Source organism: Xenorhabdus entomophaga, assembly GCF_037996725.1.
GTDB classification, from domain to species: domain Bacteria; phylum Pseudomonadota; class Gammaproteobacteria; order Enterobacterales; family Enterobacteriaceae; genus Xenorhabdus; species Xenorhabdus khoisanae.
In genome coordinates this window covers 32,826-57,862 of sequence record NZ_JBBMXH010000006.1, presented here as the reverse complement: position 1 = coordinate 57,862, position 25,037 = coordinate 32,826, and the positions used below count along the sequence as shown (strand labels likewise).

The following is a 25,037-nucleotide window of genomic DNA, read 5'->3' as shown; positions in this document are numbered from 1 at the left end:
AAAAACTGCATCCGAAAGAAAAGAGCCCCTATCATCAATAATAGGGGCTGATGATAATTAGCGGACAACTTCCAGTTTTGCGTTGGTTGTACCCACTGCACGCCAATTGGGAACATACATGGATTCAACCTGCGGAGCAGGCACCTGATAAACTCCCGGTGCGACCGCGCGAGCCAGATACAGTAATGTCACTGAGCTATAGGATGGCACAGCAACAGCGGCAACAAAGCGATCATCACGGTATTCGATGTGACGTATATCAGCTTTTTGCATTTCCTCAACAAGAGCTTGCAAACCTGCCGCACTTTCACTCAGGCTGGCACTGCTGGTTGCCAGATTTTGGTTTTCAATTTCCAATCCTGCTGGCAGTAAATCAACCACCAATGCATCTGGCACTGATTGGTTCGCACTCACTTCCAGCTTCACAATGACCATCTCTCCACTTTTCATGCGTTCGATGTAAGCAGGGTTTCCTTCCAAATCAAGGTAAGTACGCTTAATTTTCAGAACGTTTGAATAAGGACTCGGAGTATTCAGTGGATAGCCCACTACATTCAGGCGTGAATACAACGTGTTATCACCACGGTTACTGATATCTATGCCTTTCGAGATCTGCTCCGCAGTTAACGACTCAGTCAATGCACTGTCACTGTTAAGTGGTGGCATTTGCTGGTTAATCGCTGCTTTCCATGGTTGTTCAGTAACGCCGATAAGGTAACGCCCTGCCAGATAAAGAGAATTGCTTTCCTGTGTTGAGAAGTAATCACGGGTTGTCAGTTCATTGGATAGATTGAACAATTTATTATCCCGCTCTTTCTGCAACATGTTGTGCTCTGTCAGCAGGGCAACAATCAGCGCGTTATCACGGATGATGCTGCCGTAATCACCCAATCCATAGCCAGGTTCGCGTGATTTATCGACCCCTGACTGAACAGCTTCATTGCCACGAGTATTATCCCCCATCATTTTCAGTGCAATACCCAGCTGAACGAGAGACAAGCCACTTCCGGCCTGTTCCCGACGTTCATAAAGTTGTCTCAATCCACTCAGCGGTGCTTTTCGCTGGCTTGCCAAGACTAACCCGGCATAAGCTTGCACAGAAAATTGTGTCGCAGATCGTGACCTACTATAACGATCACTAATGATGGCTTTATCCTGTAGGTAGCGCAGTAAACGGTTATTAGCCGCTTTTAAGGCATCAACCGACACGCTGTAACCTTGCTGGCTTGCACGGAACAGGAAATCTGTCGCATAAGCAGTCAGCCAGAACTCTTCATCGCCATTACGGTTCCACAATGAAAAGCCGCCATCATGGCGCTGCATACTCAGCAAATGTGTAATTCCTGCCTCAATTGCTGCCCGACGTTTTTCATCGCTCTGTGTCTTGATACCCAGTTTTTTCAATTCAGATTCATTGGAATAGAGTGATGGATAAAGCCCACTCACTGTTTGTTCCAGACAGCCATAAGGGTAAGCATACAATTCACGAATATAGCGTGCGATTTGCAATGGCGGTCTGCTGGTCAGCAATAGCTGCCCTTCCAATGTATTGGGTTCCAAACCAGCAATAGCCGTCAGTGGTAACTGCCAATTCTGCCCTTGCTGGATCACATCAGCAAATTGGATAGTTTTAGCTGGGTATGCAGGGCGAACGCCAATTTTCCAGCTATTTTTATACTGTTTCAGATCTTCGTCAGGTAAGTTCAGGCCATTCACCGTCAGGAACACTTCACCTTGCCCAAAACCATAATCGGCTTTGACAGGAATTTGAATTGTTGTCCGCTTTCCTTTTTCCAGTATAAGTTTTTTGCTTGTCACGTCTTGTAATTTAATCAACCCCTCAGCAGCAAAATTCAGCGTCAACGCTTGTGGCTGTTCAGTCAAATTGGTGAGATCCAGTGACAGTTGGGATTGATCGCCTCCCGCCATAAAACGAGGCAGTGACATCTGAGTAATGACTGGCGCGGCAACAACGATTTTACGTTCACTGTGACCAAATTCATCACCACTCCATGCCTGCGCCATCAGCCTGAGCTCCCCATTGAAATCAGGGATCGGCAGGGTAATTTCACCCTCTCCATTAGCATTTAATGTAATTGGCTTGGCTTGTTCTGCGATGATTTTAACTTCTGTCAGTGGTTTTTTACCGCCCCGATCAAGTGAGCTATCGCTCCCGTCTCCCCCAAAGCGCAGGTTAGCCTGACGCCCTTCTGCTTCAATTAAATGACCATAAACATCATATTGGTCAACGCTGTAGCGCTTACGACCGAAGAAAGCGTCATAAGGATCAGGAGTTTTAAAATCGGTAATGCTCAACACTCCTGTATCCACTGCTGAAAGCAAAACATAGACTTGTTTAGGAAGCGCTTGCCCCTGTTGAGGTGTAGCTTTGATTCTGACAGTAAGATCCTGATTTGGGCGCATCTTATCAGGTGCGCTTAAGGCTAAATTTAACTTACGCCCTTCGTCCATCAGTGGCAGATGTAATACGCCAATCGCTCGCTTAGGTGTTGCCTGACGAGATTTATCTCCCGGACGTACAATGACGGCTGTGATATATAAATCATGACGGGCCCACGCTTGATTAATTGGGACATCAATATCTAAACCTTTTTCCGGTACCTCTACTTCCTGCCACCACAATGGGCCATCACTGGATTCTACCAACAAATAACCTTTACCTTCCTGCGGTGCAATCATATGCAGCTTCACTTTTTCACCCGGCTTATAAGCGGGCTTATCCAGTGACAATTTGACCTGATCCGGGCGAACGGCGCCTGTACCTCCGGTATTATCCTGCCATGAATAACCGGCCCAGAAATTCAGGCTAGTGACAAGCTGATTCTGAGGGTTCACTACCTCAATGCGATAAGAACCCCAATCAACAGGAAAACTGACTTTAGCGATACCATTTTTCGCAATCTGGACAGGCTCATCAGCCATCACCAAATCTTTCTGGTCATAACCCGAATCCCAGCCGTTATTGTCTGACCAACGCCAATAATAATCACGCCGTTCATATATCAAACGTGTCCTTAATTCTGATATAGCATGCTTTTTGCCGTTCGCATCCGCATAAACGATTTCAAATTCTGCCAGTGAATTTTCATCCACGTTATAACGGTTTTCATCACGACCAGTGCGATAATTATAAATGGACTGTTTATTAAACAGTGGACGCACACCAACTAGCTGTCCGGCAGGCCAAATAGCCTGCTCTGCGCGGCGGGTCACCGGACGCCCGCCTGATTCCAGCAAACTGGCCTGTACTATGACTTTTACGGGAGATGTAACGGATTTCCAGTTATTATCACTGACAGAGAGATTTGCTTTCCCTTCACTATCTAAAGTGAAATCAAACTCATCCAATGTCCGTATCAAATCAGTTTCTTGTACAGAACCGAATTCATACCCTGGTAATTGCGCCACTGCATTACGGGCTGGACGCAAGAACAATTGCCCTTGCAAACGATTACCAGCAGCAGGCGCGCCATACAGGTAACTGCCTGTTATAGCGAACTCAATATTTTGGTCTTTCAATATCGGCTGATTATTGACGTTTCCTTTAATTTCCAATGCCATACGTTCAGGCATGAAATCTTCAACATTAAATTTGTAATAACGTGGGGTGTTATCACCTACATCGAATCGTAATGACCACATTCCTGTTTCAGCTTCGCGAGGTATAGGATAACGGTATTGGTACAACCCGTTTTCAGCTTGCCAAACAAAACTGCGAACAACCTGATTATCCGCTTTCAATACATCTACTTTAACTGGCTGTGATTTAAGTGGACGACCATCACCGTCACGTAGTAAACCATTAACGATCAGCGTTTCTCCCGGCCGGTAAAGATCCCGTGGGCCAAAGACGAAAAACTGTTTGCTGTATCCCTGAGGGCCTCCGATATCGAATTCAGAAAGATCCAACGCCGGAGAATTCAAGTCGATAATGCTGGTGTGCCCATCCTGAGTGGCCAGAAGTAATTTTGCTTTACCCGTTTTTTCGAGCGAGGCATGACCATCACTGTCCGTTGTTGCTTTTGACAAAAGCTGCCCTTTTACATCCAGCAGGCGAATCTCAACGCCTTTCAGACCAGATCCTTGTTCCAGTGACTGGGTAAATACATCGATCCTGTTCAGGTAGCTGTGCATGGAGACGCCAATGTCACTCAATGTAAACAGAGTAATTGGCTGGCTATAAGTGTATTTTCCCGCTTGTTGCATTACTGCCAGATAGACGCCATCTCTTTGTAATTCTTTGATGTTATTAATTGGCAGCAATAATTTTTCACGGGTATTGGCAGTAGGATTGAGGTCAAAACGACCAGTGTAGACTAACTCCGTTTCTCGCAGTAATTCCTTGGATTCCCAGTAATTCATATTACTGCTGTATTGCCAGTTAGCAATGAATGAAGGCAATGCTGCATCTTTGATTCTGAAAAAATTGACATCTACGCTATCAACATTGAGCGCTAAAACAGGTAATCCTTCCGCAGCTTTACTGGGTAGCAACACCCCTTTGCTGGCAAAACCTACCGATGGCGTAATAGATGCGGTCTTAAATTTTTTTTCATAGGCAGTTGCCAATCGACGCTCATTTATACCTTGGATACCTTCATCAACAGTCAACTGTAACTCACGTGCCGGCGGTAAATGGCGTAACCTAAGCTCCATCTGGTTATTGGAAAGTTCCCATGCCCCATCCAATTTCCCCGATTTAATGTCAACAAGATGCAATTTTTGTGAGAAATTCTGATTCGGATCTAAAGGAACGGAGAATGTCACAACCATCGCACTCGCGCCGTCCAATTGCAGCTCAGAGGCATCTAGGATGGTGACATCTTTACCCGCATAACGTTGTTCTTTTTTAGTCGCCTGCTTTTCAGGATTTTCTTTTTCAGTAACTGTTTTTTCTGTGGTTGATGCTGTTAATTGAGGAGTCGACGTTTCCGATTTCTCATTATCGGCCACCTGCTTATTCTGAGGTAATGAAATGTTCTGTTTTTCGATGTTTTCTGTTTTAGTTTTATCTGTATTATCAGACTGATCGCATCCTGACAGTACAAATAGTGCAAATAACGAAGCAACCATGACCGCAAGGTATCGTTTTCTCCTTGCAGCCTTTTGCCAAAATTGACATTGATACATAACCATAACCCTTGTTGTTTACCGGATAATCCAGAATATTATTTTTTGGATATTCATTATGGTACTTCCTATTTCACATAACTAATGCGCAGAAAAATAGCGAATTCTTTGGCTGAATAAAATTTTCCCTGCGCTTTTACCCTATGTTTTTTCAGATTTTCGATGTCTCTCGCAATATTAGTTGAATAATTGCAACTAAATTACATTTAATCATTATTGATTGATAACGGGGATAGTATCCCTCAACCAACTACCTAATTTACGTTGATAGAAGGGTTGAGTATGCTGAATCAAATAATGACTAATGCCCCTTTCTTTCTCATCAAGCAAGCAAAAATCGACCGATTCATCTTCATCAAGATATTCGCAAGCCAGTTCACCTGCTTCTTGAATCAGCAAATTTATTTCATCGCCTGATAGTGTCCCACTAAACTCTAAGCCAATTAGTAGATTAGGTTTTTCATCTACATTTTTATCATGGGCCATAACCAGAAAAGCACGCCGAATGGGTTTATGTTGTTTGAATAAATTAATCAAAGCCTCAATAAGCTGAGTCGGTTGTTCTTCTGGCTGACTAAGAATGATACTGCTTCCGCTAGGAACTTTTATTTCGGTAGCGACAGGCCCATTTGATAAACTCATGAAAATCTCCGAACAATGCTGTTTGAACTACGGTTAAGACTATTGAAAAGTTCAGTCATATAGCCCCCCATTAAGAGAGGCTATCAAGAAAGGTAATTTGAAAATGTGACTTTTTACTTCTTCGCTTTTATTTCGCTTTCGCTAACAGTAAATTGGCAATAGTACGCACGCCATATCCCGTTGCACCTGCTGCCCACTGTTCAACAGAAGATTTCCGGTAAGTTGCTGAGCAGTCGATATGTACCCAGCCTTTTTTGTAATTTTCGACAAAGTGAGACAAAAACGCGGCTGCGGTACTTGCTCCCGCGGAATGTGCAGGTGATGCAATGTTGTTCAGATCGGCAAAATTGGATGGCAATTGGCTACGGTGGAATTCAGCCAGCGGCAAACGCCAGAACAATTCATTTTCAATATCAGCCGCTGATAACAAATCAGATGCCAATTGGTCATCAAAGCTGAATACAGAGTGATAATCGTTTCCTACTGCCATTTTTGCTGCGCCCGTTAAAGTTGCAGCATCAATAATCAGTGGTGCTTTTTCTGCACTGGCATCAATCAAGCCATCAGCCAGAACCAGACGCCCTTCCGCATCCGTGTTCATCACTTCAACCGTTTTGCCATTGCGATAACGAATAATATCGCCCAATTTGAAAGCATTACTGCTTACCATATTGTCTGCAATGCACAGGAATAGTTTTACGCGATGCTTCAAGCCCCGACTAATGGCAAGAGCCAAGGCTCCCGTTAATGTTGCCGAACCGCCCATATCCGATTTCATGGAGTCCATGGAACTGGAAGGTTTGATGCTATACCCGCCGGAGTCAAAGGTAATGCCTTTACCAACCAGGCAGGCAAAGACAGGGGTTTTTGCCTCTTTTGTCGGATTGAAATCCAATGCCAGAAAAACAGGATCACGCGAAGAGCCACGGCCGACAGTATGGACTCCCATGTAACCCTGTTCACGCAGGTCATTTCCTTTGATAATCCGATAACTAACGGCATCACCCGCTACGCCGATCAGTAAATCAATGGCCCGCTGAGCGAGCTGTTCTGGCCCTAATTCTTCTGCTGGAAGATTGATGGTATCGCGCACCCAATCAATGAATTTGATCCTTCTTTCCAGTTCTTGTTTTTCCAACACAGATAACTGCGGCCATTCAATCGTGCGCAGGCCCTTAGGTGAACGAAAGCCCAGCCAGAATGCCCAACTTCTTTCCAGATCCCAACCATCACCCACCAGAGCAATGTTGCGCATCCCTTGCCCGTCAACTTTACGCCCCGCGCGTTGAATTGCGCCTAATTTTCCATGACCTTCCAAGTGGATGGTGATCCCTTGCTCACTCGAACTAATTAGTGCTTTTTCACCCCAGCAAGCATCAGCTGCCTCATAAGACAGTGTTATGGGCATGATTTGTTTTGTCATTTTCTCTCACTTCTTATCTTATTATTTACTGTTTCACAGTAAGGGTTTACTAATGTAAAAAAACTGGCAATTGCCAGTTTTCCATTAAATGCAGACTATGCCAAGCTATTGAGCAAGAATCAGTGAGTTTGCGCTATTTTTGTCTTGAACAAATGTCGCGTTACTCATATTCATCCAACCACACTAACAAGATAGCTTCCAATATTTTTTCATTGGATTTCTGTGGATCATCATCAAAACCATCCAATTCACAAATCCATTCATGCATATCGGTGAAACGTACTGTTTTGGGATCTAGATCCGGAAATTTATCATACAGCGCTTCGCCAATATCACGACTGTCAGACCATTTCATTTTTCCTCCCCCTGTCAGTGCTCACGGGCATGGTTGATGGTATATTTAGGGATTTCTACGACCAAATCCTCATCAGCGACTTTGGCCTGACAGCTCAACCGACTTTCCGGTTCCAGCCCCCATGCTTTATCCAACATGTCATCTTCCAGCTCAGCACTTTCCTCCAGTGAGTCAAAGCCTTCTCTGACGATGCAATGACAGGTGGTACATGCACAAGATTTTTCACAAGCATGTTCAATTTCAATGCCATTACGCAGTGCAACATCCAGAATTGATTCGCCTTCCTTGGCGTCCAATACTGCACCTTCAGGGCAAAGTTCGTTATGAGGTAAAAATACAATTTTAGGCATAATTAAATTTCATCCACAGAATGACCCGCCAAAGCCCGGCGGATTGATGTGTCCATACGGCGCGCGGCAAATTCCTGCGTTTGTTTGTCCAATTCTTTAATTGCACTTTCAATCGCATCAGGGGAAGCTCCCTGAGCGCTTTCAATTAATACTTGTGCGGCTGCGTCAATGGCAGCATGTTCTTCCTGACTGAGTAAGTCAGCATCTTTTTCCAGTGCGCTGGTTAAACTTTCCAGAACCCGGGCGGCTTCTACTTTTTGTTCAGCCAATTTGCGGGCCTGAATATCTTCCTGCGCATTAGTCATGGAGTCTTTAAGCATGCGGGCGATTTCTTCATCTGATAAACCATAGGAAGGTTTCACCTGAATGGAAGCCTCAACACCCGTAGATTTCTCCAATGCACTGACGCTCAACAGACCGTCAGCATCGACCTGAAAAGTCACGCGAATATGTGCGCCACCGGCCGGTAATGGAGGAATGCCACGCAATGTGAACCGTGCCAGTGAACGACAATCGTTGACCAATTCCCTTTCACCTTGCACCACATGGATGCTCATCGCAGTTTGGCCGTCTTTGAAAGTGGTAAACTCTTGCGCTCTTGCAACAGGAATAGTGGTATTACGCGGAATGACTTTTTCAATTAGCCCTCCCATCGTTTCTAAACCAAGTGACAGGGGGATAACATCCAGCAACAACATTTCGCTGTCAGGTTTGTTACCTACCAAAATATCGGCCTGAATTGAAGCGCCAACAGCCACGACTTTATCTGGATCAATAGAGGTCAATGGCTCACGGTCAAAGAATTCCCCTACCATACTGCGCACTAATGGCACTCGTGTTGAACCGCCAACCATGACTACCTGCAATACTTCATCAGCGGTAACACCCGCATCTTTCAATGCCCTGCGGCAGGAAAGTAATGTGCGTTTGACCAGTGAAGTAATCAATTCGTTGAATTCTGTGCGGCTAATTTTACCTTCCCAGTCAGCAATCCGGATTTCCGCACTCTCCGCTTGACTCAAGGTAATTTTGGTTTGAGTGGCAATATCTAACAATTGACGCTGTAACCCATGATCGTCATTGCTAATTCCGGACTGTTCACGGATCCAATTCGCCAATAATGCGTCAAAATCATCACCACCCAGTGCGGTATCGCCCCCCGTTGCCAAAACTTCAAATACGCCACGGCTAAGGCGGAGAATAGAAACATCGAATGTTCCGCCACCAAGATCGTAAATAGCGATAACACCTTCCTGGCCTGAATCAAGTCCGTAAGCAATAGCCGCGGCTGTAGGTTCATTCAAAAGGCGGAGAACATGCAAACCGGCTAATCGTGCAGCATCTTTGGTGCCTTGACGTTGTGCATCATCAAAGTAAGCAGGAACCGTGATCACTACACCATCGAGTTTGCCATCCAAGGTTTCTTCTGCCCGTTGTGCCAACGATTTCAATATTTCAGAAGAAACCTGAATAGGATCTACCAGACCCGTCACGGTGTTGATCAAGGGCAGACCGTTTTCACTTGCCTGAAGTTGGTATGGCAGGTTGGGATAACGTTGCTGAATGTCAGCCAAAGAGCGTCCCATCATACGTTTGACAGAACTCACGGTATTAGTGGGGTCGGATGCTGCTTGCTGACGAGCCTGCCAACCAACTTGAATATCTTCTTTGCGATATTGTACAACGGAAGGCAGTAAGTGACGGTTTTCACTGTCTGCCAACGTTTCCGCCTGACCACTGCGGACAGTCGCAACCAGTGAGTGAGTCGTACCAAGATCAATCCCCACAGCCAGACGACGCTGGTGAGGTGCGGCAGATAGACCAGGTTCGCTGATTTGTAATAAAGCCATGTGTGCCCCTATAAATCTATTCAGCTAACTATTATGCAGCTAAAAATCTCAGCTAAAAATCATCCAGCAACCGTTCTTCCAGTTGTTCAACCTGCTGTTGCAATTTATCCAAAAAGCGTAATTTACGAACTGTATCGGCTGCCGTTGACCATTCGCCAGCGTCTAACTGATGCTCCATCTGCTCACTACGAGTTTTAATCATTTTATTGAGGCGAGATGAAAAATGGGTCAGTGCTGTTTCTGGGTCCGTGCTACGTCCGATGACATCAAGCTCTTCGCGTAATTCCAGCTGCTGCATCAGGAAAGCCGTATCCTGCATCGTGTGCTGTTCGTTGGATAGATCAAACCCTTGCTGAGAAAGCATATATTCTGCGCGTTTCAGGGGATGTTTTAGCGTCTGGTAACCTGCATTGATGGTAGCAGCTTGTTGGAGTGCCAGCGTTTTTTCACGTTCAGGTTGGTTGGCAAAACGATCTGGGTGAAACTGACGCTGTAATTCCTGATAACGGGTCGCCAACAACTCACGGTCAATCGCATAACGCGAAGGCAGCCCGAATAAAGTAAAGTAGTCCATAAGTTACTCTTAGTTTCGCAAAGTGCGGAGTCAAACAATGGGTTTAAACGTGGAAGCTTTCCCCACAACCGCATTCGCTGGAAACATTGGGGTTGTTGAATTTAAAGCCTTCATTCAGACCTTCTTTGACAAAATCCAACTCAGTGCCATCAAGGTAAAGGATGCTTTTACCGTCAATGATGACTTTCACGCCCTTATCTTCAAAAATCTGATCTTCTTCATTAACTGTATCAGCAAATTCAAGTACATATGCCATACCAGAGCAGCCGGAAGTTCTCACTCCCAAACGCAACCCGACACCTTTTCCTCGATTGCCAAGAAAGGCCAAAATACGCTGGGCTGCACTTTCTGTCAGGGAAATTGACATACAACACCTCACTTTTAAAACCAGTAAAGGTGGATATTGAACCAATATCCACCAGAATTATTTTCTATTTACGAAACGTTCTTTTTGCAATACATTCCTTTTGCAAGGATAGTTATTTACAAGAATAATTATTTACAAAAATAGTTATTTTGCTTGGCGCTTATTCTTGTAATCAGCAATAGCAGCTTTGATTGCATCTTCTGCCAAAATAGAGCAGTGGATTTTCACTGGCGGTAGTTCCAGTTCGTCAGCAATCTGAGTATTTTTGATAGACTCAGCCTGTTCCAGCGATTTCCCTTTCATCCATTCTGTTACCAGAGAGCTGGATGCAATCGCAGAGCCGCAGCCATAAGTTTTGAAGCGTGCATCTTCGATGATGCCTTCATCGTTGACTTTAATTTGCAGCCGCATGACGTCACCACAAGCGGGTGCCCCTACCATACCACTACCCACTGAAGGATCTTCACTGTCGAATGAACCAACATTACGTGGGTTTTCATAGTGATCAATTACTTTGTCGCTGTAAGCCATGTCGTTACTCCTGAAACCGTCTGATTAATGATGAGACCATTCGATGGTGCTGAGATCCACACCCTGTTTGAACATTTCCCACAATGGAGAAAGATCGCGCAGGTGACCAATCGCGTTGAGAATCAACTTGATTGCATAGTCTATTTCTTCTTCCGTGGTAAAACGCCCCAAAGAAAAACGAATAGAACTGTGTGCCAGTTCATCATTCATGCCCAGTGCCCGCAGGACATAGGAAGGTTCCAAACTCGCGGAAGTACATGCCGAGCCAGAAGAAACCGCCAGATCTTTCAATGACATCATCAATGACTCACCTTCAACATAGTTGAAGCTGACATTCAGAATGTGCGGTGCACCCAGTTCTAAATCACCGTTCAGGTAAACTTCTTCAATATCTTTAATGCCGTTCCACAGACGCAGACGCAATCCACGCAGGCGTTCTGCTTCTGATTCCAGCTCTTCTTTTGCGATACGGTAAGCTTCACCCATACCAACAATCTGGTGAACAGGCAATGTACCTGAACGCATACCACGCTCATGACCACCACCGTGCTGCTGTGCCTCAATACGTATGCGTGGTTTACGGCGAACATACAGTGCACCGATACCCATAGGGCCATAAAGTTTATGAGCAGAGAAAGACATCAGATCAACTTTCAGTTTGCTGAGGTCGATAGGTAATTTGCCAACACTTTGAGTTGCATCAACATGGAAAATGATACCACGGCTACGACACATTTCACCGATGGTCATAATGTCTTGGACAATACCAATTTCGTTATTGACGTGCATGATGGAAACCAGAATCGTATCTTCACGCATGGTGGCTTCCAGCTCTTTCAGATCAAGCATGCCGTTGCTCATTGGTGCAAGGTAAGTGATCTCAAAACCTTCACGCTCCAGCTGGCGGCAAGTATCTAAAACCGCTTTGTGTTCCGTTTTGCTGGTAATAATGTGCTTGCCTTTTTTCTGATAAAATTTTGCAGCACCTTTAATCGCAAGGTTATCTGACTCTGTAGCGCCTGACGTGAACACGATTTCACGCGGATCTGCACCAACCAGATCAGCAATTTGATTACGCGCGATATCAACCGCTTCTTCAGCCTGCCAACCAAATCGGTGTGAACGGGAAGCCGGATTACCAAAAATCCCGTCCATAGTTAGATAGTTCATCATCTTTTCAGCAACACGTAGATCGACTGGTGTTGTTGCTGAATAGTCCAAATAAATGGGTAATTTCATTGCTCACATGCTCCGTAAGACACTTTTAATACTTTTGTTTGCCGCTTTGCCGCAAGGTTATGCGCGCAGGTTAACGTTAATCGTCTCTTGAGGCCTACCGTTCGGTGTACGGCGCTTATCACCGTCTTGACGATCAGCAACGTCTAATACTTCTTGGTTATTCACTAATTCTTCTAAACTGATGCTGCTCAGGAAACCTGTGATGCGATCACTGAGGTCACGCCACAATGTGTGTGTCAAACAACGATCACCGCCTTGACAGCCTTCTCTGCCCTGACAACGAGTTGCATCAACGGATTCATCAACAGCTGAAATCACTTCGGCAACGAAAATCTTACCGGCATCTCTGCCCAGTAAATAACCGCCACCTGGACCACGGACGCTAGAAACCAGACCATTTTTACGCAGGCGGGAGAACAACTGCTCAAGATAGGAAAGGGAAATTCCCTGACGCTCAGAAATGTCGGCTAATGGCACCGGCCCTTCTTGTGAATGCAACGCCACATCTAGCATGGCAGTTACCGCATAACGTCCTTTTGATGTCAGTCTCATAACAAAAACTCCATGGTGAAATATAGATGAAATTGTGACATTCCTGAGTGTTTTAGTCAACTATTTAACCTAGTAATCCACTCAACTATTATTTGAACGCTTTTTCACCTGTTTATCTTGGATTTTTTGGTTGTTCCTGCTAGCTCTTCCCGCTGGATCTCAGTTATTTCTTAGCCCATTTTTCCATAGAAGTTAGTATACCTCGCAGAATATTCAGCTCCTGCGTTTCAGGCCGTGCACGAGTATAAAGACGTCTTAACCTGTTCATTATTTGACCCGGATGCGCTTTGCGGATGAAGCCTGATTCGTTCAATACCTGTTCAAGATGTTGATAAAAACGCTCCATATCCTCAACAGCCGGATATTCTACCTCATGATCTGACGAAGGGGCTTTTTCTGGTTGTTCCTGAGCTGAAAGATGAGCCATGCGAATTTCATAGCTAACCAGTTGAACAGCCATCGCCAAATTCAACGAACCGTACTCCGGATTTGTCGGAATATAAAGATGATAATTACATTTTTGCAGCTCTTCGTTAGTCAACCCCACACGTTCACGACCAAATACAATCGCAACCGGAGAGTGGCTGGCCATTTTGACACAACGTTCACCACATTCACGAGGTTCAACCATTGGCCAGGAAAGGGTGCGGGAACGGGCACTGGTTCCGATGACCAATTCACACCCAGCTAATGCCTCATCCAACGTACTCACAATCGCCGCATTGCCGATAACATCACTTGCACCGGCTGAAAGTGCGATAGAATGAGAATCAGGTTGAACTAACGGATTCACCAGATACAAATTGGACAATCCCATTGTTTTCATGGCCCGAGCGGTTGATCCCATATTGCCCGTGTGGGAGGTTTCAACCAGAATAATGCGGATATTCTCTAACATGACGGCTTTTAAATTCAGTATAAGAGCCGAATATCTTAACACAGCATTAGTCATTTTGACGAACTACTGCTATACTGCGCGCCGATTTGTTTCCCGTTCTTTAAAATTCTGGTGGAAGATACCCCATGCATCCGATGCTAAACATCGCTATACGCGCTGCACGTAAGGCCGGCAACTACATTGCCAAAAGCTACGAAACCCCTGATGCCATTGAAGCGAGCCAAAAAGGCAATAATGATTTCGTCACCAATGTTGATCGTGACGCAGAAAAGCTGATTATCGAAATTATTCGTAAATCTTATCCTAAGCATACAATTATTACCGAAGAAAGCGGTGAGCACTTAGGCGAAGAAAACGATTTCCAATGGGTTATCGATCCACTGGATGGCACCACCAACTTTATTAAACGTCTCCCTCATTTTGCTGTTTCCATTGCTGTGCGTATTAAAGGCCGCACTGAAGTGTCCGTGGTTTACGATCCAATGCGCAATGAGCTGTTCAGCGCGACGCGTGGTCAAGGCGCACAATTAAACGGCTATCGTCTGCGTGGTACCAATGCTCGTGATCTGGATGGTACTATCCTTGCGACTGGTTTCCCGTTCAAAGCCAAACAGCACTCCATCCCTTACATGAATGTACTGGGTAAATTATTTGATCGTTGCGCGGATTTCCGTCGCACAGGTTCCGCCGCACTGGATATGGCTTATGTTGCTGCCGGGCGTGTAGATGGTTTCTTCGAAATTGGCCTGAAACCATGGGATTTCATGGGCGGTGAATTGCTGGTACGTGAATCCGGCTGCATCGTTACCGATTTCGTCGGTGGTCATAACTATGTTAACTCCGGCAACATCGTTGCAGGTAGCCCACGTATTGTTAAAGACATTTTGTCTGAAATGCGTGAAGAATTAACGGAAGCACTGAAGCGTTAATTCGTTAATAATTATATAAATATAATTTGAGCAATGTTATTTTCAGGGCACCTAATTGGTGCCCTTTTTTTATCACCAAACATTTTAATTAATGTGCGTGAGCTTCAACTTTTGGCCGCAGAAACAGAGCTGGTAATGCAACCAAAGCCATCACCCAAAATATGCCATTACTGATGTGTTCATACATAAAGCCAGCAATCACACTCATAACAGCAATCCCTCCTCCCATTGCCAAAGCGGAGTAAGTCGCCTGCAATCGGATGATTTCATTTTCCTTTCTGGCTCCGATAAAACGCATTGCTGCTAAATGGCAAACGGTAAAAGTACCACAATGCAGGATCTGAATAATAATCAGCACGGGTAATTCCGTTGATATTCCCATTAATCCCCAACGAATCACACCACAGATACCGGATAGCAATAACAGATTACGTGCACTCCAACGACGGAATAACTGTTTGCTGAAAGTAAAAACGAGGACTTCTGCCATAACGCCTAACGACCAGAGATAACCAATGGTTGATGGCGAGTAACCTGCATTCTCCCAATAAATAGTGCCAAAACTATAATAACCCGCATGTGCGGCCTGCAATAGCGTTACACAGACTAAAAATTTCCACACAGATTTTTCAGACAAAAGTTCTTTAAAAGAGACGGTATTAGTATTCGTGGTCTTCTCTTTACCAACTGGCATAATGGCGGGTTTCAGCATCATCCCCAATAGCATGACAGTAATACTGAAAATCAGGAAAGCGAGAATGATATGGTGTGTTCCAAACATATCTTTGCCAATCCAGCCATTCAGACTGTCAAATGACATACTCCAGCCAATGTCGAGGCTACTGATTGAGAAATTTATTCCACTGGCAGACATTAATATACCAGTCAGCGCAGAGCTGATAATAAATGCAATCGAACCCCAGACTCTTACCTTGCCGTAATCAAAAGTAAATTGTTTTTGCCATGTTCCTGCCAACGCATCTGATAAAGGCACGAGTGGCGAGAAAAATAAGTTAAAACCTATCATGACAAAGAAAAGCCATAGCCAATGGCTACCAAATACAAAGCCAACCGCAAAAAGCAACGTCAGCAATGAAAGAAATCGCAACGCTTTAATTAATTTCGATGGATCTTTTACCCTAGGAGAAATAACCAGACTACCGATAAATCGGGCAACCAGCCCAACACCCAGCAGTATTCCTATCATTGAAGGCTCAATGCCTTCACCTTTTAGCCAGGCAGCCCAAAAAGGTAGAAAGATACCGAAAGAGAAAAAATAAGTGAAATAACCTAACCCTAGCCAAAATGTTGATGGAATAACCATCCAAATACCCTCATTTCTCAAATACAAAAAAACCCGCTCAAAACTAACGTTATGAGTCGGGCTTATTACTAAACTACACTTTATTTTTAATTATGCGTAAACCGGATATTTTGCGCAGATGTTCAAAACTTTCTGCTTAACGCTTTCAATGGTTGCTTCATCATTGATGTTATCCAGCACATCACACATCCAACCTGCCAGCTCACGGGTTTCTTCTTCTTTAAAGCCACGGCGGGTAATTGCAGGTGTCCCGATACGAATACCAGAAGTCACAAACGGGCTGCGCGGATCGTTAGGCACACTGTTTTTGTTAACCGTAATATTGGCACGCCCCAATGCAGCATCAGCATCTTTACCCGTAATATCTTTATCTACCAGATCCAGCAGGAACAGATGGTTTTCCGTTTCACCTGAAACAACTTTGTAACCACGTTGCAGGAATACTTCAACCATAGCTCTCGCATTTTTAGCGACTTGCTGTTGATAGGCCTTAAACTCAGGCTCCATTGCTTCTTTCAGTGCAACAGCTTTACCCGCGATGACGTGCATCAGTGGGCCACCCTGAGAACCCGGGAAAACAGAAGAATTTAGCTTCTTGTAAAACTCTTCATCGCCGCCTTTCGCCAGAATCAGGCCACCACGCGGGCCAGCCAGAGTTTTGTGCGTTGTTGTTGTAACAACATGCGCATGAGGAACTGGGTTTGGATAAACACCAGCGGCAACCAAACCCGCTACGTGAGCCATATCAACGAACAGATAGGCACCGATTTCATCGGCAATTTCACGCATCTTCGCCCAATCAACAACACCGGAGTAAGCAGAGAAGCCACCGATGATCATTTTTGGTTGGTGTTTTTGCGCTTGGGCACGGATATCGTCGTAATCGATTTTACCTTTTTCATCAATGCCATAAGGTACGATGTTATAAAGTTTGCCGGAGAAGTTAACTGGAGAGCCATGAGTCAAATGACCGCCGTGTGCCAGATTCATCCCTAAAACCGTATCGCCGGGTTTCAGCAGTGTCATGTACACCGCGGCATTAGCCTGAGAACCTGAGTGCGGCTGGACGTTTGCATAATCTGCACCAAACAGCTCTTTTGCACGGTCAATCGCAAGTTGTTCAACCACATCAACATATTCACAGCCACCGTAATAACGTTTACCCGGATAGCCTTCCGCATACTTGTTAGTGAGCTGAGATCCCTGAGCCTGCATAACTCTTGGGCTGGTGTAGTTTTCAGAAGCAATCAATTCTATGTGTTCTTCCTGACGACAAACCTCCTGTTCCATCGCCTGCCACAGTTCGGGATCGTAATTCGCAATATTCATTTCACGCTTTAACATTTGGTTCTCCTGACTCAGCTACTTCTCTAAAAAATACCCCTGAGGGCCAGAATGCCACACAGTGTAAACTCTTTTTACCAAATGAGATAGTCTTGACAAGATAATTTACGCAAACGTTTGCATGATGCGTTAACAAAGCATTGGAGGCTGAATAATTGACGATAGAATCAACAATTTTCAATTTATCAATGATATTTGTGATCTCAATCAGCGTTTCTTTTAATACAAACTCTGAATTTTTGATTTAAATCAATATGATCTTCTTTTCTCAATTGAACCTATTCCCAAACGCTATAAGTTGCATTTAAAATGCAAGTTATAAACTCCAGCATCATTTGAGAACAATTCAGGAGATCCCCATGCTAGATAGTCAGGTTATCGCAACCATAAAATCCACCATTCCATTAATCGTTTCTACAGGCCCCAAGCTGACTGCGCATTTTTATGAACGTATGTTCAATCATCACCCTGAATTAAAAGATATTTTCAACATGAGCAACCAGCTCAATGGTGATCAGCGTGAAGCGCTTTTCAATGCCCTTTGCGCTTACGCTGCTAATATCGATAATCTGTCTGCTTTATTGCCAGCAGTAGAAAAAATCGCTCATAAACACACGAGCCTGAACATTAAGCCCGAGCATTATCAGATTGTAGGTACGCACTTACTGGCGACAATTGACGAAATGTTCCATCCTGGTGATGAAGTTCTCAGTGCGTGGGGAAAAGCCTACAATGTGCTGGCCAATGTCTTTATCAACCGAGAAGAAGAAATTTATCAAAATGGTGAATCTCTGGAAGGCGGTTGGCGTGAATTACGTCAATTCCGTGTTAGCCGGAAACAACCACAAAGTGATGTTATTACCAGTTTCGAGTTTGTTCCCGTTGATGGTGAAAAGGTCATGGATTACAAACCGGGGCAATATTTAGGGGTTTATATAGAAGATCCTGCTTTTGAGAATCGTGAAATTCGCCAATATTCTCTGACCGCAGCACCAAACGGCAGCAATTACCAGATTGCCATTAAGCGTGAATCGCAGGGCAAGGTTTCAAACTTCATGCATGATAAAGTACAGGAAGGTGATCTCGTGATGCTGGCAGCGCCACGCGGTGATTTTTTCCTTGATGTCCAGCATGACACACCCGTTACGCTGATTTCAGCGGGTGTAGGTTTAACGCCAATGATGAGTATGCTACAACATCTGCATAATCAGCATCATGCAGGAACAGTGAATTGGTTCCATGCCGCAGAGCATGGCGGCTATCATGCCTTCTCAAATAAGGTAAATGAAATTTCTCAATCCATGCCTAATTTGCATTCGCAGGTTTGGTATCGCGAACCACGAGATACAGATCAGAAAGGCATACATTATCAGCATACCGGGTTTATGGATCTTTCTCTCGTAAAAGAATTAATCGCAGTAGAAGGAATGCAATTCTATTTCTGTGGGCCAGTCGCTTTCATGCAATTCATTGCTAACCAACTTCTGGCAATGGGTGTTGATAAACAACATATCCACTATGAATGTTTTGGCCCACATAAAGTGATCTAACACAGCTAACTGCAACACATTAAGCGATAACAGTGACAAAATGGGAGAGGTTACAACTATCTCCCATTTAGTTTTAAATAGCTTCTTCGTCCTGTTCACCAGTTCGAATACGTACCACACGGGCAACATCGAAAACAAAAATTTTGCCATCACCGATTTTGCCGGTTTGTGCAATTTGCATGATTGTCTCGACACAGGTATCAACAATATCATCCGGTACGACAATTTCTATTTTGACTTTTGGCAGAAAATCCACCATATATTCTGCACCGCGATACAGTTCAGTGTGCCCTTTCTGGCGACCAAATCCTTTTACTTCTGTCACGGTCATACCAGTGATACCCACTTCAGCCAGAGCTTCACGCACATCATCCAGCTTGAAAGGTTTGATAATTGCATCAATCTTTTTCATGAAGTTTTCCTGTTATTACCAGTTTTTACGCCCGAAACCAGAAGTAATCGGGTAGCGACGATCTTTGCCAAAATCACGTTGTGTAATGCGGGGGCCGATAGGTGCCTGACGGCGTTTATATTCATTGATATCCACCAGCCGGATCACCTTGCGAACAATGGCTTCGTCAAAACCTTCAGTAACCAAGTCAGCTACTGATTTGTCTTTTTCGACATACCCTTCAAGAATAGCATCCAGCATGTCATATGGAGGCAAGCTGTCCTGATCCAGTTGATCTGGTGCTAATTCCGCAGAAGGTGGGCGATCAATCACACGCTGAGGAATAGCCGGAGATACTGTATTACGGTATTTAGACAGTGCAAATACCATAGTTTTAGGGACATCTTTCAAAGCATTAAAGCCCCCTGCCATATCGCCATACAGGGTTGAATAACCGACTGCTGACTCGCTCTTGTTACTGGTCGTCAGCACCAAGCGGTGACGTTTGTTCGATATCGCCATCAAAATAACGGCACGGCAACGGGCCTGCAAATTTTCTTCTGTCGTATCTTTTTCAGTTCCGGCGAACATAGGCTCAAGCTGTGCCATGAAAGCATCAAACATGGGTTCTATGGATGCGATGTCGAATTCAACACCCAGTAACTCCGCCTGTTCTCTGGCATCATGAATGCTCATTTCTGAGGTATAACGGAATGGCATCATGACTGCCTGCACATGATCTTTACCCAAAGCATCCACGGCAATTGCCAAAGTCAGACCAGAATCAATCCCGCCAGATAAACCAAGCAATGCACCTTTGAAGCCATTTTTCCGCACATAATCACGCACGGAGAGAACCAGTGCCTTATAGATTTGTGCGAGTGGCGGCAATTGAGGAATGGGGTTTGCCATAGGTTCAATTTTCATGTCATTAAAACGACACTGTTCGATCTGCTCTTCAAAGGCGGCCATACGATGCGTAATTTCACCATTTGCATCAAAGACTTTCGAACAACCATCAAAGATAAGCTGATCCTGCCCACCTACCTGATTAAGATAAATGATAGGGAGTTGAATGCGCTGACTGTGGTTTCTAATTAATGTGCTGCGAATATTGGGTTTTTCACGATTGTAAGGGGAGGCATTAATCGACAGGATAATTTCTGCGCCGGCTTGTTTCAGAGCATTAATTGGTGCATCAAACCATAAATCTTCACAAATCAATAAGCCCAGGCTATATCCCTTGAATGGTATAACACAGCGTTGATCACCCGCCTTGAAATAACGCTCTTCATCAAAGACACCATAATTGGGCAGTAGCTGTTTGAAGTAACGAGCAACAATTTCATCTTTCCAAAATAGGGAAAGTGCATTGTAGAGTTTTCCATCTTGTTGCCACGGATGCCCGACTAAAATACCAATCTGGGAACTCGCTTCCTGCAAACGTACCAACTGCTCACGACAACGCTGGTGTAAATCGGGACGGAACAGCAAATCTTCAGGAAAATAGCCAGACAGCGCCAACTCAGAAAACATAACCAGATCAGCACCTTTTTCTTGCTGTTCTTGTACTGTCTGCAACATGCGCTCGCAGTTGCCTTCAATGTCTCCCACCAGCCAGTTTAACTGGGCAAGAGCAATATTAAGAGTACGACTCATAGAATGTGGCTCTCCTAGGCCATAATTCATCTCTCTGTCTTATTCAGAATTAAAGACAGACAATATAGATAATTTCTATTCAGTGTAAGAATTTCCGGAATAGCAGGAAAGTTATTCCTTAAAATCGTTAGCGTCCAGCTCATGACGTGCCAGCAATTTATAAAATTCAGTCCGGTTACGCCCTGCCATGCGGGCAGCATGGGTCACATTGCCTTTGGTCATTTGCAACAATTTGCGCAGATAATTCAGTTCAAACTGCCCGCGAGCTTCTACAAATGTCGGCAGCGCCGTATTTTCTCCTTCCAATGCCTGCATAACCAAAGCATCACTAATAACCGGAGCCATCGTTAGCGCCACACATTGTTCTATAACGTTAACCAATTGACGAACATTGCCCGGCCAGCTTGCTGCCACCAGACATTTCATGGCATTAGTGGAAAAACTACGAACAAAGGGTTTATGGCGCTTGGCTGATTCCCGCAACAGGTGATTGGCTAATAAAGGAATATCTTCCGCACGTTCATTCAATGCAGGAATTTTCAGGTTAACGACATTCAACCTGTAATAGAGATCTTCACGAAACTCATTACGCTGCATTGCTTTTGGTAAATCACGGTGGGTGGCAGAAATAATTCTGACATCAATGTCTATATCTCGGTTGCTTCCTAATGGACGAACCTTCCGTTCCTGCAAAACTCTCAATAATTTAACTTGCAGCGCCATCGGCATATCACCGATCTCATCAAGGAATAAGGTTCCCCCCTGAGCTGCTAAAAATAACCCTTCCCGGCTACTGACAGCACCAGTAAATGCACCCTTGGCGTGACCAAACAGTTCAGATTCAAGCAACTGCTCAGGTAAGGCACCACAGTTAATGGCAATAAAAGGTTTCTTCGCTCTTGGGCTTACCCGATGGATGGCTTGGGCCAATACTTCCTTACCGGTTCCGCTTTGCCCATTAATCAAGACGCTGACATCAGACAGGGCCACCATTTTGGCCTGTTCTAACAGACGCAACATTAAGGGGCTGCGCGTGACAATCTGCTCACTCCATTGCCCATCTATAGCCGGCGTTGACAATTCCAGAGCATCATCAATAGCTTTATAAAGTGCATCACGGTCAACAGGTTTAGTCAGGAAACTAAATACGCCTTGCTGGGTTGCTGCCACTGCATCAGGGATAGAACCGTGAGCGGTCAGAATAATGACAGGCATGCCAGGGTGCTGTTTCTGAATTTCGGCAAACAGTGCCATACCATCCATTTCATCCATTCGCAAGTCACTGATAACAAGATCTATTTTATCTTTCACCAGAATACGCAACCCTTCATGGCCACTCTCGGCTGTCGTGACACGAAACCCTTCGCTAGTCAGACGCATTCCCAATAGTTTTAGTAAGCCCGGATCATCATCAACTAAAAGAAGATGGGCGGGATTGCGTACTGTCATTATTATTCGGCTCCTTTTTCTGCTGGGGGATTAGCTTCTGCTTTAGTTTCCGGGTTTTTCATTTCCTCATCCGTTGCCGATTTATCTTCCTGCTCTAATTTATTGGATGAAGTATCTGAGCCCTTCATTTGCCCTGTTCCATTTGGAGTGACAAGACTACTTTGGCCTTGTTTACGGGAGGAAAGCTGGCGTTCAATATCTGTCAGATTTTCTAATTTGCGGGATATTGAGCTAAGTTCATATTCTAAACGTGCTCGTGCTTCTTTCAAGCGGTCAATTTTATTATCACTGTCAAGCTGGAACCGCTGGAACTTAACCCTCTCTTCAGCGAGGTTGATTCTTAAATATTGCTGTTCACGCCACAATTGGAAGAGTGTCCGCAAGGTGACGGGAAACTGCGTACTATATCGATTAAGATTTTCTACAATTTTCCGGCGTTCAGCCACTGTAGAAGCCGCTCTATTCATCAAGATACTCTGTTTGAACGTTTGATGCCAATCAGTTGTATTGAAGTTGCTCCCTATTTCACGCGCTTCAACTGAGGATAAGCGATCCGCACAATCAATGGCTCTAAGCCAATAAAGCCCGTTTTCCATTGCCGATGGTTTTGTTATATCCCAGATTGAATCACAATCCTTAAGACGATAATCTGTGACATGTTGCTCAGGCAGGATAGACTGTGCAATTGATGCCAGATTATCTGCTCCGGTGGTTTTCACACATCCGGTCAGTAAATAGGGAATAAACAATAACAACATGGCACGGAAACGTAAGGTTGAAGCGCGTGCCAGAATAGGCTGCATAACAGCAGTTTTTTTCATCGGCTGAGTCACAATATCTTGCTGTCCCGTCTTCGTCATAAGGCGGTAAATAAACCGGTTATACATATTATTTAGCTGTTCTCTGCGGTTAATGGCAGTTCAATTCGAAAACATACGTCAGCAAATTCGGATTCTATCAAATGAAGCTCTCCCCTCATCTGTTTAATACAATCTTGCGCAATGCTCAAGCCAAGGCCACTTCCTTTAACAGCCCCTTTTCTTTGCAGTTTCCCCTGATAAAATGGCTCAAAAATCATACTTTTTTCTAATTCAGGGATAGGCGTTCCTGTGTTGGCAATGTCAATTTGAAGATTTTCTCCCGTTTGCCGACTGGAAATCCAAATGTTACCGGATTCAGCACCATAGTGCACTGCATTGGAGTAGAGATTATCGATCACCCTTCTCAATAAATTAGGTTCCGCCCAACAATACTCCATATCCAATTGAATTTCTGTATTAATGTTTTTCGCACGGGCTGGCAATTGATGTGACAACACAACACTATTCACAATCTCGTTTAAAGACACAACCTGATGCTCAGCAGGGCCATCTGCCAGTTTACGGTTATATTCGAGCAATTGCTCGATAAGCTGTTGCAAATGCCTGCTGCTGCTGTCCAGAATACTGACAACTTCTCTTTGATCTGTGGTCAGCGGCCCGGCAACTTCATCAGCCAATAACTCCGTCCCTTCACGCATACTGGCTAAAGGTGTTTTCAGTTCATGGGAAATATGACGTAAAAATTCATGGCGCTGAGATTCAAGCCAGGATAACCGCTCACTTAACCAAATAATGCGTTGTGCCAGCGATCGCAATTCCCGTGGCCCTTTAAATGATTCAATCTCATTTTCCAATGATTGCCCTTTTCCTAACCGATTAATCATCCGCTCAATGCCTTTCACCGGCCCAATGATCATACGTGTAAACAGCGCGATCAGAAACGCACTTAACAGGAATAAGATAAGGCTCTGCCAACCAAAAAGTTGCCCTTTCTCTGCAATATCTTTTTGCAATTGTTCACCACGACTGAAAATGATATTTCGGGTTTCCTGTACCAAAAGATTATTAGCAGTAGATAATTCTTCAAGTAATTTAGAGACAGCAGGCTCCGGAACACCGTTACTACAGGAAATTTTTGTCAGGCCTGATAATAGTTCATTAAATTTTTTCGTATACTCTGCATTAGCCAACATGGCTATCTGATCACCGAGCATATTTGTATACTGTCGGTATTGTCGTTGATAGAGCCTTTCCAGCCGCACATCCCCCAACACACAATATTGACGGTAACTACGCTCCATCTCAAGCGCAGAACCAATCATCGCTTCGCTGCGACGCGCGTCCGATAAAGTCGAACGACTAATTTCAGCAGCTTGAGTACTCAACTGGTCAAGGCTTTGGTAAGCCTGATAAGCCAGCACTAAGAGGGGTAATAACACCAGACAGAAAGCCATTACAACCAGTTGGCGCAATGAGCGTGGAAATAAACGCCATTTTTTCAAAGAAATCATCTCATAACCTGCAATTACATTGATGCTAACCGACATAAGGCGAAGGAGAAAGCCTGCCTGATGATAGATTTTGAAATTACTTTTTCTCTGCTTTTTTAAACTAGTTGAAAATAATGGGTAATTGGAA

The 25,037-nt window shown here is 44.5% G+C and carries 21 protein-coding genes; 2 read left to right on the top strand and 19 right to left on the bottom strand.

Annotated elements, in window-relative coordinates; all coding sequences use genetic code 11:
- Nucleotides 1-57: 57 nt before the first annotated feature.
- The 12 genes from AAC854_RS02100 to trmJ all read right to left on the bottom strand — a co-directional run bounded on the left by AAC854_RS02100 (nucleotide 58) and on the right by trmJ (nucleotide 13,932).
- Entirely contained in the window at nucleotides 58-5,151 is a 5,094-nt protein-coding gene (locus AAC854_RS02100) for an alpha-2-macroglobulin family protein (RefSeq protein WP_340615686.1), read from the bottom strand.
- A 213-nt stretch (nucleotides 5,152-5,364) separates the two neighbouring features.
- Nucleotides 5,365-5,793: an enhanced serine sensitivity protein SseB C-terminal domain-containing protein gene (locus AAC854_RS02095; RefSeq protein WP_340615684.1), complete on the bottom strand. Its 429-nt coding sequence runs from the start codon at nucleotides 5,791-5,793 to the stop codon at nucleotides 5,365-5,367.
- Between the two features lie 127 nt (nucleotides 5,794-5,920).
- Nucleotides 5,921-7,216: an aminopeptidase PepB gene (gene pepB / locus AAC854_RS02090; RefSeq protein ID WP_340615683.1), complete on the bottom strand. Its 1,296-nt coding sequence runs from the start codon at nucleotides 7,214-7,216 to the stop codon at nucleotides 5,921-5,923.
- Between the two features lie 160 nt (nucleotides 7,217-7,376).
- Nucleotides 7,377-7,571, bottom strand: coding sequence for a Fe-S cluster assembly protein IscX (iscX, locus tag AAC854_RS02085; protein WP_047962954.1), 195 nt, complete (start codon nucleotides 7,569-7,571; stop codon nucleotides 7,377-7,379).
- Between the two features lie 14 nt (nucleotides 7,572-7,585).
- Nucleotides 7,586-7,921 carry an ISC system 2Fe-2S type ferredoxin gene (gene fdx / locus AAC854_RS02080; protein ID WP_086956079.1) on the bottom strand — a complete coding sequence of 112 codons (336 nt, stop codon included), beginning with the start codon at nucleotides 7,919-7,921 and terminating at the stop codon, nucleotides 7,586-7,588.
- 2 nt (nucleotides 7,922-7,923) lie between these two features.
- Nucleotides 7,924-9,771: a Fe-S protein assembly chaperone HscA gene (gene hscA, locus AAC854_RS02075; protein ID WP_340615682.1), complete on the bottom strand. Its 1,848-nt coding sequence runs from the start codon at nucleotides 9,769-9,771 to the stop codon at nucleotides 7,924-7,926.
- Between the two features lie 52 nt (nucleotides 9,772-9,823).
- Nucleotides 9,824-10,345 (bottom strand): co-chaperone HscB, encoded by a 522-nt coding sequence (gene hscB, locus AAC854_RS02070; protein ID WP_047962951.1) that lies wholly within the window; start codon nucleotides 10,343-10,345, stop codon nucleotides 9,824-9,826.
- A gap of 43 nt (nucleotides 10,346-10,388) precedes the next feature.
- The gene (gene iscA, locus AAC854_RS02065; protein WP_340615681.1) at nucleotides 10,389-10,712 is read right to left on the bottom strand and encodes an iron-sulfur cluster assembly protein IscA; all 324 of its coding nucleotides are present in this window, start codon (nucleotides 10,710-10,712) and stop codon (nucleotides 10,389-10,391) included.
- A gap of 144 nt (nucleotides 10,713-10,856) precedes the next feature.
- Entirely contained in the window at nucleotides 10,857-11,243 is a 387-nt protein-coding gene (iscU, locus tag AAC854_RS02060; RefSeq protein ID WP_047962949.1) for a Fe-S cluster assembly scaffold IscU, read from the bottom strand.
- 24 nt (nucleotides 11,244-11,267) lie between these two features.
- On the bottom strand, nucleotides 11,268-12,482 hold the full coding sequence (locus AAC854_RS02055; protein ID WP_340615680.1) for an IscS subfamily cysteine desulfurase: 1,215 nt from the start codon (nucleotides 12,480-12,482) through the stop codon (nucleotides 11,268-11,270).
- 57 nt (nucleotides 12,483-12,539) lie between these two features.
- Complete coding sequence (gene iscR / locus AAC854_RS02050) at nucleotides 12,540-13,034, bottom strand: Fe-S cluster assembly transcriptional regulator IscR (RefSeq protein WP_099113765.1); 495 nt, start codon at nucleotides 13,032-13,034, stop codon at nucleotides 12,540-12,542.
- 163 nt (nucleotides 13,035-13,197) lie between these two features.
- The gene (gene trmJ, locus AAC854_RS02045; RefSeq protein WP_340615679.1) at nucleotides 13,198-13,932 is read right to left on the bottom strand and encodes a tRNA (cytosine(32)/uridine(32)-2'-O)-methyltransferase TrmJ; all 735 of its coding nucleotides are present in this window, start codon (nucleotides 13,930-13,932) and stop codon (nucleotides 13,198-13,200) included.
- 125 nt (nucleotides 13,933-14,057) lie between these two features.
- Between trmJ and suhB the strand changes: the two genes are divergently transcribed.
- Nucleotides 14,058-14,861, top strand: a complete 804-nt coding sequence (gene suhB, locus AAC854_RS02040) for an inositol-1-monophosphatase (RefSeq protein ID WP_340615678.1) — start codon at nucleotides 14,058-14,060, stop codon at nucleotides 14,859-14,861.
- An 88-nt stretch (nucleotides 14,862-14,949) separates the two neighbouring features.
- Here suhB and AAC854_RS02035 read toward each other — a convergent pair whose 3' ends face one another.
- Both AAC854_RS02035 and glyA read right to left on the bottom strand, forming a co-directional pair.
- Nucleotides 14,950-16,185, bottom strand: coding sequence for a 3-phenylpropionate MFS transporter (locus tag AAC854_RS02035; RefSeq protein ID WP_340615677.1), 1,236 nt, complete (start codon nucleotides 16,183-16,185; stop codon nucleotides 14,950-14,952).
- A gap of 90 nt (nucleotides 16,186-16,275) precedes the next feature.
- A complete protein-coding gene (gene glyA, locus AAC854_RS02030; protein ID WP_340615676.1) occupies nucleotides 16,276-17,529 on the bottom strand; it encodes a serine hydroxymethyltransferase in 1,254 nt (417 codons plus the stop codon).
- 359 nt (nucleotides 17,530-17,888) lie between these two features.
- Here glyA and hmpA point away from each other — a divergent pair, with 359 nt between their 5' ends.
- Entirely contained in the window at nucleotides 17,889-19,079 is a 1,191-nt protein-coding gene (gene hmpA / locus AAC854_RS02025) for an NO-inducible flavohemoprotein (protein ID WP_340615675.1), read from the top strand.
- Nucleotides 19,080-19,152: 73 nt separating this feature from the next.
- On the opposite strand, the gene glnB is transcribed toward hmpA, so the two are convergent.
- From glnB to AAC854_RS02000, 5 genes are all read right to left on the bottom strand, one after another.
- Nucleotides 19,153-19,491, bottom strand: a complete 339-nt coding sequence (gene glnB / locus AAC854_RS02020; protein WP_045958055.1) for a nitrogen regulatory protein P-II — start codon at nucleotides 19,489-19,491, stop codon at nucleotides 19,153-19,155.
- Nucleotides 19,492-19,506: 15 nt separating this feature from the next.
- Nucleotides 19,507-21,129 (bottom strand): NAD+ synthase, encoded by a 1,623-nt coding sequence (locus AAC854_RS02015; RefSeq protein ID WP_340615674.1) that lies wholly within the window; start codon nucleotides 21,127-21,129, stop codon nucleotides 19,507-19,509.
- Between the two features lie 111 nt (nucleotides 21,130-21,240).
- Nucleotides 21,241-22,578, bottom strand: a complete 1,338-nt coding sequence (gene glrR, locus AAC854_RS02010) for a two-component system response regulator GlrR (protein WP_340615673.1) — start codon at nucleotides 22,576-22,578, stop codon at nucleotides 21,241-21,243.
- A gap of 2 nt (nucleotides 22,579-22,580) precedes the next feature.
- On the bottom strand, nucleotides 22,581-23,465 hold the full coding sequence (qseG, locus tag AAC854_RS02005; RefSeq protein ID WP_340615672.1) for a two-component system QseEF-associated lipoprotein QseG: 885 nt from the start codon (nucleotides 23,463-23,465) through the stop codon (nucleotides 22,581-22,583).
- Between the two features lie 5 nt (nucleotides 23,466-23,470).
- Nucleotides 23,471-24,910, bottom strand: a complete 1,440-nt coding sequence (locus AAC854_RS02000; RefSeq protein WP_340615671.1) for a sensor histidine kinase — start codon at nucleotides 24,908-24,910, stop codon at nucleotides 23,471-23,473.
- Nucleotides 24,911-25,037: the final 127 nt, after the last annotated feature.